Origin of the sequence: Cupriavidus yeoncheonensis (assembly GCF_905397275.1) — a bacterium.
GTDB classification, from domain to species: Bacteria; Pseudomonadota; Gammaproteobacteria; order Burkholderiales; family Burkholderiaceae; genus Cupriavidus; species Cupriavidus yeoncheonensis.
In genome coordinates, this window is the sequence record NZ_CAJPUY010000050.1 from 1 (window position 1) to 11,754 (window position 11,754).

The 11,754-nt window shown below is 62.4% G+C and carries 10 protein-coding genes; 4 read left to right on the forward strand and 6 right to left on the reverse strand.

Annotated elements, in window-relative coordinates; all coding sequences use genetic code 11:
• Window positions 1-138: 138 nt before the first annotated feature.
• From KHO22_RS32040 to KHO22_RS32050, 3 genes are all read right to left on the reverse strand, one after another.
• Entirely contained in the window at window positions 139-687 is a 549-nt protein-coding gene (locus KHO22_RS32040) for a transcriptional repressor (protein WP_211951212.1), read from the reverse strand.
• Between the two features lie 130 nt (window positions 688-817).
• A complete protein-coding gene (locus KHO22_RS32045) occupies window positions 818-1,558 on the reverse strand; it encodes a hypothetical protein (RefSeq protein ID WP_211951213.1) in 741 nt (246 codons plus the stop codon).
• 7 nt (window positions 1,559-1,565) lie between these two features.
• The gene (locus tag KHO22_RS32050) at window positions 1,566-3,731 is read right to left on the reverse strand and encodes a TonB-dependent receptor (RefSeq protein ID WP_211951214.1); all 2,166 of its coding nucleotides are present in this window, start codon (window positions 3,729-3,731) and stop codon (window positions 1,566-1,568) included.
• Window positions 3,732-4,113: 382 nt separating this feature from the next.
• Between KHO22_RS32050 and KHO22_RS32055 the strand changes: the two genes are divergently transcribed.
• Window positions 4,114-4,626, forward strand: coding sequence for a helix-turn-helix transcriptional regulator (locus tag KHO22_RS32055; RefSeq protein WP_211951215.1), 513 nt, complete (start codon window positions 4,114-4,116; stop codon window positions 4,624-4,626).
• Window positions 4,627-4,967: 341 nt separating this feature from the next.
• Here the strand turns inward: KHO22_RS32055 and KHO22_RS32060 are convergent, their stop codons facing one another.
• From KHO22_RS32060 to KHO22_RS32065, 3 genes are all read right to left on the reverse strand, one after another.
• Entirely contained in the window at window positions 4,968-5,279 is a 312-nt protein-coding gene (locus KHO22_RS32060) for a hypothetical protein (protein WP_211951216.1), read from the reverse strand.
• Window positions 5,280-5,419: 140 nt separating this feature from the next.
• A complete protein-coding gene (locus tag KHO22_RS32765) occupies window positions 5,420-5,554 on the reverse strand; it encodes a hypothetical protein (RefSeq protein WP_268914553.1) in 135 nt (44 codons plus the stop codon).
• 94 nt (window positions 5,555-5,648) lie between these two features.
• Window positions 5,649-6,479, reverse strand: coding sequence for an alpha/beta fold hydrolase (locus KHO22_RS32065; RefSeq protein WP_211951220.1), 831 nt, complete (start codon window positions 6,477-6,479; stop codon window positions 5,649-5,651).
• Between the two features lie 714 nt (window positions 6,480-7,193).
• Between KHO22_RS32065 and KHO22_RS32070 the strand changes: the two genes are divergently transcribed.
• The 3 genes from KHO22_RS32070 to KHO22_RS32080 all read left to right on the forward strand — a co-directional run bounded on the left by KHO22_RS32070 (window position 7,194) and on the right by KHO22_RS32080 (window position 11,393).
• On the forward strand, window positions 7,194-7,679 hold the full coding sequence (locus KHO22_RS32070) for a carboxymuconolactone decarboxylase family protein (protein ID WP_211951217.1): 486 nt from the start codon (window positions 7,194-7,196) through the stop codon (window positions 7,677-7,679).
• Between the two features lie 169 nt (window positions 7,680-7,848).
• On the forward strand, window positions 7,849-9,546 hold the full coding sequence (locus KHO22_RS32075) for an FAD-dependent oxidoreductase (protein WP_211951218.1): 1,698 nt from the start codon (window positions 7,849-7,851) through the stop codon (window positions 9,544-9,546).
• 578 nt (window positions 9,547-10,124) lie between these two features.
• Window positions 10,125-11,393, forward strand: coding sequence for a patatin-like phospholipase family protein (locus KHO22_RS32080; RefSeq protein ID WP_211951219.1), 1,269 nt, complete (start codon window positions 10,125-10,127; stop codon window positions 11,391-11,393).
• Window positions 11,394-11,754 lie beyond the last annotated feature (361 nt).

The following is an 11,754-nucleotide window of genomic DNA, read 5'->3' on the forward strand; positions in this document are numbered from 1 at the left end:
GTTGCATAAGTCTGCCGATAAGGCGCACGATCCGTCGTCGCGAATGCTCGCAAGGCTCCAGCCTTGCTGCGCTTCACTCCTAGGCTCGCACGCCTTCTCGACAGACTTATTTCTATAACGAGCTTCCAACTCAGGACACTAGCGACGCGTCAGGTTCGCTTCGCTACAAGCCAGACACTTGCCGACACGCGCCAGATCAAAGTTGGCTGACTTCAGACCGGCAAGCGCGAACTGATGCGCGATCTGTTGCTCCATCACGGCATCGCAGACCTCAAAGATCGTTCGGCATACGGTGCAGTAGAGGTGCCGGTGCCTCGGGTTGTCCGCAATTTCATACAACGTTTGAGTGCGATTGGCGTTGAGCGGCACAAGCACGCGCGACAACACCCTCGCATTGTTGAGGTCGTAGATCGCTGTCCTGAACGTAGAGATCGCCGCTGTTGCGTCGCGCCTGACCAGTGCTGCGCACATGCGCTCTGCCAACATGTGGCGGTCCGGATTGTCGTGCAGGATTCTCAAGACCATCAGTCGCGCTTCGGTCTGCGGAAGATTGCTTCGGGCAAGGAGATCCTTGAGCGGGCCATCAGGGTCACTGCGCGTTGCCGTGTCGCGCTTGTATTGCGGGTCTGAGGCAGGTGAGGGGACAGGGTGACCACGCAGAGGGCTACCAGGCAGCGGTTCCTTCATTGTCCGAGTTCGTGAAGCGATGTAAGCACGTAACTTTGGCCGGGCACGCGGCGATGGGTACAACCGGGGTCGTGCAATATTGTTCGTAACCATAACAAAATCCCCCGGCTGACTCACCCCATGCAGTCTTTCAATTCGTTACAGACGATTGCCAATTATCCGGCACGGTGGTCGGCGCCCCGGTGCGAACTGTCACCGACGTCGTTGTGCGGTGACGGATGGCTTCGTACTGTGCGCCGTTGAACGTCCCGGGTCGCTTCTCGAGGTGAATGGCGTGCAGGATGTACTGGCCCTTCCATGGCAGCGAGACGTGCAGCTTGCCCTCCTTGTCGGACTTCACTTCGCGGACCCAGGCGTTTGGCGCGACGATGCGTACCTCCGTATCCGGAAGAGGCGTGCGATCAAAGAGAACGCTGAATTCACCGGGCTTTCCCGTTGGCACAATGTCGAGCGGCAAGCTATCGGCGGATGCGCTGCTCCGAGCTTCCGGACCGATGAGGCGCGCATAGAACATGGGCTTCACTACGCCGATGTGGAAGCGAGACCAGTCCTTCACCGCGTAGCCGGCTTCTGTGGCCAGCACTGTTGACGTGGTGGCCGGCACGCCGAAGTTGAATCCATCGGCAGTCCGCTTTGCCGGCACATCTACCTTCGTGCCGTCGCGGCCGAAGGCTCGCAGTTCCGGGCCGGGCATTTCGTCGAGCCGCCCAGGCGAACGCTCCCTGAGCCCTTCCTCGTACTCGCCGAAGTACAAGTGTCCGCCATCCTTGTTCTGCTGCAGCCAAAGATAGTGCGCCTCGGCGGGCGCCATCAGCGCAAGGCCGGCAACGAACAGGATGGCCCTGCAAAGTCGAGATGGTTGAATGGTCATTGCGTCCTCACTGGAATCGGTAGCGGGCGGTCAACATCGCGCTGCGCGTGTCGCCGGGCAACGCCCCGACGAACGTGGGCGAGACATAGTAGGTCTTGTCCGTCAGGTTCTTCAGGTTCAGGGTTACGTCCCACGTTTTCTGACGGTAGTAGACGGCGGCGTCGAATACGACATACGACGGAACGCGGTAGAGGTTCAGGCTGTCGGCAAAGCTGTCGCCCTTGTAGGTCACGCCGAACCCGACACCCCAGCCATGGAGCGCCTGCTGCTGGAAGTCATAGGTGGTCCACAGTCGACCACCGGTGCGAGCCACGCCCGGTGGACGCGTGCCGGCGATGCTGCGATTGGTCACACCCATCGCAGCGTTGGAGGCAAGCGCGTTGGATTTCACTTCGACGTCCTGCCAGGCAAAGTTCGCCAGTACTGTCCAGCCGGCGACTGGCTGCGCCGTGAGTTCGATTTCGAGACCGCGGCTATGATCGCGGCCATCCGGGGTTGGGCTCAGAGCGCCCGGCAGCGTGATGTAGTAGTTCTTGCGTTCGGTGTCAAACAGTGCCACGTTGGTCTGCAGGCGGCCATCGAGCCAGTCGGCCTTGACCCCGATTTCCTTCAACAGTGAGCTTTCGGGTTGGGTGGTCAATGCCGCCGGCTCGGTTGAGACGTTGATGAACTTGCTCGTCGACACGCCCGTATAGAACGAAAGCGACCGGGTCGGCTGCCAGACGGCACCAAGGGAGCCGGCCGTCAGGTTCTGGGAATCGCCAATAGTGCGGAAGGTGCCGGCCTGCGTGCCCGTGTCGCTGAACTTCACATGGTCCGTGCGCACGGCACCGCGGATCTTGAAGTGTTCGCCAAACGCCATCTGGTCCTGCAGGTAGACACCAAAGTCCTCCTGCTTCAAGACCCGGTTGAAGCCCTGGGAGACGACCGGCGACAATCCGGCCAGCGTGGTTTCCGGAACGACAGGCGCATTGATGTTCAGGATGTTTGGCAGGTTGTAGCCAGTACGCACCGTATCGATATGCGTATCCGTATATTCGAGCCCGAACAGCACCGTGTGGTCGACGGGGCCGGTGCGCGTCTTCCAGGTCAGTTCGTTTTGCGCCAGGATGAAGTGGCCGTCGTCGGCCTGCGTGCGCGCGGTTCGCCCGGTCATCTGGTTCAGCGCGTTACCGCCGTTGCCGCCGGCGTTGCGCGTCATGTCGAGCGAGCGCTCGTCATAGATGAAGGCCGTGCGCATGGTCAGCGCCGGGTCGATGCGCCAGTCATGGCTGACCGTGACGCGATCGACGATCTGCCGCGTGTCGTTGAACGGGCTGTAATAGCGCGAGTCGCGAGGTGCCCCGGCAATCTTCCCCTGGTTGTTGAAGATGATGCCGTAGTTGTCCGGCACGATCCTGATGTCGCGATGGTCGTAGTCGAGCGTCAGCGTCTTGTTGTTATCGTAGGCCCAGCTGAGCGATGGTGAGATCTCCTTGATGTCGCGTGACAGCCCCCGGTATCCATCGCTCTTCTCAACATCGGCGATCAGGCGCGTGCTGAGGTTCGGCGCGACGGGGCCGCCCACGTCCACATAGGTTCCCCAGGTGCCGAAGCTGCCGCCGAAGGCGCCCACCTCTGCGCCGAACGTCGAGCGCGGCGGCTTGGTCACAATATTCACCGTGCCGCCAGGCTGTCCGGAACCGTACAAGGCTGAACCAGGGCCCTTGAGGACTTCGAGTCGCTCCACGTCATACATCGTGCGGTAGTAGCCGTTCTGGCTTGGCCCATCCGGATATCCGTCGCGCAGGAAGCGCATGGCGAGACCACGGATCGTGTAATTGTTTGCGAAGCCATAGCCGCCGGCCAGTTGAGGCTGTACACCGGCGGAGTTCTGCAGTGCGTAGTTGAGGTCGACTGCGCCCTGTTCGCGCAGCAGTTCTTCTGGGATGACGGTGATAGCTGCCGGGATGTCGCGCAGCGGCGTGTCAGTTTTCGTGCCCGTTGTCGCCGTGTCGTTCAGGCTGCCAAGTCTTGCCTGCGTGGCCGTCACCGCCGGCAGCACATGCTCGGCATTGGGGGTAGCTGTCGCCTGTGCGCGCGCGGCAGTGGGTAAGCCGGCGAGCAGCGCGGAGGCCAGGGCGGCGAGAGCATGCGGACGCGGCACGAAGCCGGGGCGGGCGGGGCGAGGCATAGGAACGAGAGACCGGAACAGAAATGAGTGGATGGATCAGCGCCGTTGGCGGGCGCTGGCTTCTGGCAATGCCCCTCGGGTTCCCGAGCGGGCTTGTGAAGGCTAATGCGAACCATTTGCGATTGGGGGATTGCTTGCCGCGCTGCCGGGCAGTTGTTCCGTGGCTCTAGGACATTTGTCAGGGCTGAGCGTCGCTTTAATACCGCCTCTTTTGAGGCATGGGACAAATGTCCCGCGACCTTAAAATGCTGTATAAGGCATATTCAGTGGATACCTCCCCCATTCCGGGTCTATCGGATTAAGTGAGAATCAGTTACATTTGTCGCCTATCTCGGCACGTTGGGCTGCCTTTGTGCCCATCGGCTGCTGTCGGGCAAGTGCTATGACGATCAAATTTCCACTTCTCCTGGCCGTGTTCCCGGTCTACCAGGCCTGGGATCTTTACCAGCTTGCCGTGTCCGCGGTTCCGGCCTACCACTGGGTGACGGAAGCTGCTGCCACTGCTGCATTCATCTCTATCCTGTATCTGGTCATTCGCGACCGGAAGCAGGCCTCCCATGCGTTTGAGGCGCTGAAGAAGTCGGCGGATGCTTCGGCGCGCGCGTTGATCGAGCGCAACGAGGGCGCACAACAGTCGACCAGGAACTTCCTGCAATCGATGCAGGACCAGTTCGATGCGTGGAGCCTGACCCCCGCCGAGAAGGACGTTGCCCTGTTGCTGGTGAAGGGCCTTTCGCTCGAGGAGGTCGCGCGCGTGCGCGAGAGCGGGGCCAAGACGGTGCGCCAGCATGCCGCCAACGTGTACGCCAAGGCAAAGCTTGAAGGCCGTCACCAACTGGCGGCCTATTTCTTCGAGGACTTGCTGGCGCCGCTCGCCACGCCTGTGAAGCGATAGCGCCACGGCAGGAAACCTGCCGTCACTTCCCGTTACGCCGTTTTACTGCGGACCGGTTGAGTGCCGGTGGTGCGTCCGTATGCTTGCAAGACGCGCCAGGCCGGCCCGTGAAGACGATGCAGTCCAGGCGAGCCCCCGTAGACGCCGACGCAACGCTCTTGGCAGGTTTTGCATTGCAGTCGCGAGCGAAGGGCGGCAGACGAGACCCATCTGGGACGTTCGGCGTCGCCCGGCAGCATGTCGGTTAGCCGGCGAGTTTCGGTCATTGAGGGGCCGGGATCATAGGAAGGGGTAGAGGAGTTTCCGACTCTCAGTTTGTCGAGCGCGCCCGTCGTCCAGTCTCACGGAGGAAGACTGCCAGAACGATTGCGAGAGTGATACCGCCAAGCAGCCACTTGCCTCCCGCCCGAAACGCGGCCATGTCCATGGCGCCACTTGACGAAGTTCAGATGCGCGTCCATCTCCTTGTCGCACGTGCAATCGGGATCCCAGAAATGCACCACCCGGATTCGCCCTGTGTTGCCAGCAATGGCAGGGGGCAAATGCAGGTCCGAATCGCCGAACACCACGGCGCGTTCGGCGTAGCTGGCCAGCCGTCCGGCGCCAACATAGCGCCAGAGACCGACGCCGGCAGTGCCGAGGATGATCGCCACCAGACATGGCAGCACGATCGCTGCCCTACGTCCGAGAATCGGTGCTTGAAGGGGACCGGGAGGCTGCTCGGGGGGATGAACATACTGATGCCGCGCACGGGACCATCCCGCCTGGGAGCCTCCTGCGTTCGCCGAGGCTGCTACAGCATGCCGTGGAACATGCCGAGGTGGGCGGCTACGATCGCAATCATGAAAGTGTCGGCGCCATATGCGAAGAAGGCGGCGGCCGACATGCTGCAGAAGGCGACGAGCAGGTAGGCAAGCACTGCGCTCATGGCAGCTTCTCCCTGAATGGAGCGCCAATGGTCAGGAGCTCCGATCGCTGGTCCGCTTCGAAGCGGACCAGCAGTTCTTTCCGATCTGGGCGAGTCAGGCCTTGATGAAAGCCCGGAGGTCCGCATTGATGACCGCCGCCTGCGTCGTCGGCATGCCGTGCGGGAAGCCCTTGTAGGTCTTCAGCGTGCCGTTCTTCAGGAGTCTGGCCGACAGCGGCCCGGCGTCGGCGTAGGGCACGATCTGGTCGTCGTCGCCGTGCATCACCAGTACAGGCAGGTTGATCTTCTTCAGGTCCTCGGTGAAGTCGGTCTGCGAGAACTCGACGATGCCGTCGTAGTGCGCCTTCGCGCTACCCGTCATCCCTTGCCGCCACCAGTTCTGGATAATGCCTTCCTGGGGTTTCGCGCCCGGCCTGTTGAAGCCGTAGAACGGCCCTGCGGGGAGGTCCCGAAAGAACTGGGCCCGGTTAGTGGCGGTCTGCCGTTGCAGGTCGTCGAACACGCTCTTCGGAAGTCCCCCCGGATTGGACGCCGTCTTCATCATGAGCGGTGGCACCGCCGCGATCAGACAGGCTTTCGAGACTCGCTTCTCGCCGTGGCGCGCCAGGTAGCGCACAACCTCACCGCCGCCGGTGGAATGGCCGACGTGGATGGCGCCCTTGAGGTCGAGATGAGTCACCACGGCGTCCAGGTCATCGGCGTAGTGGTCCATGTCGTGCCCGTCCCAGACCTGCGAGGAGCGGCCGTGGCCTCGCCGGTCATGGGCGATGACGCGGTAGCCATTGGAGAGGAAAAAGAGCATCTGGGCATCCCAGTCGTCGGAACTCAGCGGCCATCCGTGCGAGAAGACGATGGGCGTCGCATTCGCAGGACCCCAGTCCTTGTAGAAGATCTGGACACCGTCCCTGGTGGTCACGTAGCGCATGGCGAGGTTTTCGTGCGAGGAGGCTGCGCTATTCGGCATGCGGGTGGCAGCGGGAGCAGTGGAGGGTAGGGCCGCAGTCACTGCAGCACCGGTGCCAAGGACCAGCATCTGGCGGCGAGTGATTTCAGGGAAGGCGGGTTGCGGCAGCACGGAATCGGGTTTCATGGGACTAATACCTTTCATGGGTGGTACAGCAGTAACGGGTAAGGCCAATGTAGTTGCTTGTGGCCTTCGCTTCGTCTCCCGTTGGAGGGGGGGGCGAATGGTCCGGTTGTCGGTTCCATCGGCTCTCGAGAGGCGAGACGTACAGGCAGAAGCCTCCGCCCCGGGTCGCCAGAATATGGCGACCCCTCGTCACGATAGGATTTGTTGGTCCCATGCACTTGATCCGTATATGGCTATCACGCTGCAGCGCTGGCGACGACGACCGACCGTTGCGTTTTTGTGCTTGAGTGTCGCGACTTCACATCAGTCATGACCCTAGCAGGGGTAGATTGCGTTGTTGGCGCATTCGCGCATTACCAGGACGGTTGAGCGAATGTTGCACCATAAAAAGCGCTGCGATTGGTGCCGATGCGACAACAGAGTGGGTACCGCGAGAGCACTACCGCGTGTTCTGTCGAAGCGTAATATTCCGTCCAAGCCGACCCCAAGGCGAATTAAGCCGCGCAGCCTCGGTGAGCTCAAGTTTTAGTCAACTGCCAGCGGAGAATCTTGATGCAACGCCTTAACTACTTCCAGCAGTCCTCCGAACTGACCAAGAAGCTCATGGAGTTCGGCGCGCTGTTCCAGAAGACCACGATCGAAGCGCCCATTCGCGAACTCGTCGAGATTCGCGCATCGCAGCTCTATGGCTGCGCGTTCTGCGTCGACATGCATATCAAGATGGCGAAGATCCACGTCGAGCGCGAATTGCGCCTGCATCATGTGGCGACCTGGCGCGAGTCGACGCTGTTCTCGCCGCGCGAACGCGCCGCGCTCGCCCGGACCGAGGTGCTGACCAGACTTCCCGCCAACGGCGTGCCCGACGATATCTTTGAGCGCGTGCGCACCCAGTACAGCGAGAAGGCACTTTCGGACCTCACCTTCCTCGTGGGGGCGATCAATACCTATACCTGGAATCGCCTGAACGTGGCGTTCCGCATGGTGCCTGGTTCGTCCGACAAGGCGTTCGGGCTCGACAAGGCCAATCTCGAGTGACGTCAAGAAGGCGATCGCCGCATTTGCCGCATGCGGCTAGCGATGCTTCGCCCCTCCGTTCCGACGCGCCTCCTATACGCAAGTCTTGTCACGGCACGCCCGATGCATGACTGCGTTTCGAGGACTGGACTGCGCTTGCACGCAAGGCAGACCACCACATCCATCCGCCATGGACATCTCCGCCCAACACAAGTCGTCCGCCGATGCATCCGGTGCCGTGCCGGATGCAGCCCCGGCCGTCGTAGTCTTGCACCAGCGGCAGATGTATCCGCACTTATCTGCCGCCGATATCGCGCGCATCGCGCCCTATGGCCGGGAACAGACCTGGCAGGCCGGCGAGTACGTGGTACGTACCGGGGATCCGGCCCATGGCATGATCCTCGTCATCGAAGGGCGTGTGCGCGTCGTGCAGCGCGATGGCATCGGTGACAGCGCTCTGGCCTCCGAGCACGGGCCCGGCAATTTTCTGGCCGAAATCGGCCAGCTTTCCGGCACGCCCGAACTCGTCGACGGCATCGCCATCGAGGATGTGCGCGCCATCGTTGTGCGCCCGGCGTGCTTGCGCGCGCTGATGGTGGTCGAGGCCGCGCTCGGCGAGTTGATCATGCAGGCGATGATGCTGCGCCGCACGGCGCTGATCCAGCGTGGACGCGGGCCGACGCTGATCGGCCGCGGGAGCGATCCGGTCATGTTAGGCCTGCAGGCGCTCCTGCGGCGTAACAACTATCCGTACTCGGTGGTTGATATCGACGCCAATGCCGAAGCGGCGGAGATGCCCGGCAAGTTCGATGCCACCGATGACGATCTGCCGCTCGTCATCGACCCCAATGGCACGGTGCTGCGCCGTCCCGATACCACGCAGGTGCTGTCGTGCCTGGGGTTGCTGCCGCATATCGATGGCAGCCGGATCTATGATGTGGCGATCATCGGCGCGGGCCCGGCCGGGCTGGCGGCGGCGGTCTATGCGGCGTCGGAAGGGTTGCGCGTGATCGTGCTCGATGCGTTGTCGCCGGGCGGTCAGGCCGGTGCCAGCGCGCGCATCGAGAACTACCTGGGATTTCCCGCCGGCATTTCGGGCCATGCGCTTACCACCAATGCTTATGCGCAGGCGCAGAAGTTCGGCGCGCACATCGCCTTTCCCACGGAAATCGAACGGCTCGATTGCGGCGCAGTACACCAGTTGCGTACGCGGGCTGGCGATACGATCCAGGCGCGTACCGTCATCATCGCCAGCGGCGCTGCATACCGTCGGCCGCCGATTCCGCGCCGGGCCGAGTTTGAAGGGAGTGGCATCTACTACTGGGCGTCGCCGGTGGAAGCCAAGCTCTGCGCCAGGCGGGAAGTCATGCTGGTGGGTGGCGGCAATTCCGCTGGCCAGGCCGCCGTGTTCCTGGGCGCCCATGTCGCGCACGTCCACGTTGTGATTCGCGGCGATAGCCTCGACACCAGCATGTCGCGCTACCTGGTCGACCGCATCGCCGCGCAGCGCAACATCACGGTCCATGCCCGCACCGAAGTGGTGGACCTCGAAGGCGATACGCGGCTGACAGGCGTAACCCTGCGTGATTGCAATATGGGCAAGCAGATGACGATGCGGGTGCAACACGTGTTCCTGTTTACTGGCGCGCAGCCGAACACATCGTGGCTGGACGGCTGCGATGTGGGGGTAGATGCCAAGGGGTTCGTGCTGACCGGCATAGACGCCGGGCTGCAGTCCAATACGCTGGAAACCTGCGTGTCGGGCGTCTTCGCCATCGGCGATGTCCGCTCCGGCTCGACCAAGCGCGTGGCCACTGCGGTGGGCGAAGGCGCCGCGGTTGTGTCGCAGATCCACGGCTATCTCGCTGTCGCTCGGGAAGCGGCCTGACGCCCTCGGGGCAGGCTCTGTGGGCGCCCGTGTTGTCTCGCTACTGGTGATTGGTACACGTCCCTGGACATGCGCGAGGTGGGCCATGGCGTCGAAGGCTGTTCACCACAGGGCACACGCCGCCGTGCGGCACAGGCGATCAAGCGAATCGATCCGGACTCCTGCGTCGGACGTTTGTAAAGGCTTACAGAATGTCTTCCGAATGTTCGTACCTCCAAAAGTATCCGTCGACAGGCCGCGCCACTGGACTAATTCGGAACCAACGCGTACCACATGTATACGCTCGTCCCATCGTTGGACAGGAACATCTGTCGCGACGATAACCGCGCATAGCCGCGCCGACGCTTGCTGAGCGGTTCGGAGGTCTTGAGCCCCGGGGCACGCACACGCACGCGAACGAATACCGAAGTATGTCAGCCAGCACATATACGCACTCTATGTCGCTATGCGAAGCCTGCGGCAGGGCCTACCGCACTCTGATGCTGATTCTACTTGCGGGACTCAGTGCCTGCGGGTCGCTTTCTCACAATGCTCCGCGCAATCTGCCTCAGGCCGCGGCTGGCAGCGCATCCGCGGCCATGCGCGAAGCCGCCGACGTCGCCGGCCAGACAACCGTCGCCATGTCGTTCTCTGGCGGTGGCACGCGAGCCGCAGCCTTCGCCTTCGGTGCGCTGCAGGGGCTCGACGCCATGAGAGGTCAAGGGGGCGCGTCTTTGCTCGACGACGTCGCATTCATTAGCAGCGTGTCCGGAGGCTCCATCACCGCTGCGTACTACGGTCTGCACGGCAAGGCCAGCCTGGCGACCTTTCGATCGGTGCTCTTGAAGGACGGAGAGGCGGGACTTCGCTTCAGTCTCCTGAATCCGGTCAACCTTGCGCGCCTCTTCGCGGGGGGGATCAACGATCGGGAAGATCTCAGGACATGGCTCGACGAAGACGTGTTCAAGGGCGCGACGTACGCCGACATGTTCCGCCGCGGCAAGCCAATCGTCTGGATCAACGCCACGAACGTCTACTACCGGGTCGCATTCCCGTTCAGCCAGCAGGCATTCGATGCGCTTTGCAGTGATCTTGCGAGCTTTCCCGTTTCCGAGGCCGTCGCCGCATCCATGGCGGTCCCGCTCTTCTTCGCACCGATCGTCCTTCAAAAGCATCCCGAGGCTTGCAGTGCACCGCTGCCGGACCTTGACAAGGCCCAGGCGCCTGGGCAATCGCTGCTGTTTGGCGCGTTGGCAAACGCCGTTCGCGGTCTCCGGGACACTTCGAAGGGAAAGTACATCAAGCTGGTCGACGGCGGAGTGACCGACAACTACGGCTTGGCCACCATTTTGCAATCGCGCCTGCTGCTGGGCACGGCTTACGGTCCCATGAGCGAGAACGACGCGATCAATGTGCGGCGGCTACTTTTCATCGTTGTTGACGCCGGTCAGGGCCCACGCGGCGATTGGAACCAAAGCCAGGCTGGCCCATCCGGAATCGAAGTCGCAAGCGCGGCCATCGACGCGGCAATGGGGACCAACGTCCGAATGAGCTATGACGCCTTCGTTCCCATGATGCAGCAGTGGCGCGACGACCTCGTGGCGTATCGGTGTGGCATGCAGCAATCCCGGCAGCAGGAGATCGCTGCACGCCAGCCAGGCTGGCGGTGCAATGAAGTCGAATTCTTCGTCACGCGGATCTCGTTTGAAGCCCTCGACAAGGAGCGTGCTGCAAGTCTGAACGATGTGCCGACCAGACTTCGTCTGCCCGAGAGGGACGTCGATCGCCTGATCGAGGCGGGGAGGGATGCCATCCTTGGCAACCCGGTGATCCGCGAGTTCGGGCGCGAATCGACCGAGGCGCGATAGTCCCCGCGGCACGCGGCGTGGGTGAGGCGGGCGGTGGCGAGAGTCTAAAAATGGCCGGATCCGACGTAGGCCCATCCGCGCATGGGTGCGCGGGCGCCAGAGGCAAAACCGACCCATCTCTGCCTTCCGCTGATCGGATGGGCAGATGGTGGCTCCCAGGCTACAGCGGTCGTCCAAGCCCTTCCTCCCGATGCGCATAAGCGTACGCACTCTGCCCCGCCTTTCACGGCGCGTCGGGCAACTTTCCGCACTAAGGCAAAGCTGAATAAGTCCACCGCTAAGGGACGCGAAGCGTTATAGGTAGGAAATTCGACGGGAAAGGCAGAACCAGACGATGAAGCAGATGACGCTGGCAGTGGCA

Bases quoted from the DNA above. Each gene is read 5' to 3' on its own strand.
- KHO22_RS32080 (WP_211951219.1), top strand. From the start codon at position 10,125: ATGCGCGAAGCCGCCGACGTCGCCGGCCAGACAACCGTCGCCATGTCG.
- KHO22_RS32765 (WP_268914553.1), bottom strand. From the start codon at position 5,554: ATGAGCGCAGTGCTTGCCTACCTGCTCGTCGCCTTCTGCAGCATGTCG.
- KHO22_RS32055 (WP_211951215.1), top strand. From the start codon at position 4,114: ATGACGATCAAATTTCCACTTCTCCTGGCCGTGTTCCCGGTCTACCAG.
- KHO22_RS32050 (WP_211951214.1), bottom strand. From the start codon at position 3,731: ATGCCTCGCCCCGCCCGCCCCGGCTTCGTGCCGCGTCCGCATGCTCTC.
- KHO22_RS32040 (WP_211951212.1), bottom strand. From the start codon at position 687: ATGAAGGAACCGCTGCCTGGTAGCCCTCTGCGTGGTCACCCTGTCCCC.
- KHO22_RS32075 (WP_211951218.1), top strand. From the start codon at position 7,849: ATGGACATCTCCGCCCAACACAAGTCGTCCGCCGATGCATCCGGTGCC.
- KHO22_RS32045 (WP_211951213.1), bottom strand. From the start codon at position 1,558: ATGACCATTCAACCATCTCGACTTTGCAGGGCCATCCTGTTCGTTGCC.
- KHO22_RS32065 (WP_211951220.1), bottom strand. From the start codon at position 6,479: ATGCGCTACGTGACCACCAGGGACGGTGTCCAGATCTTCTACAAGGAC.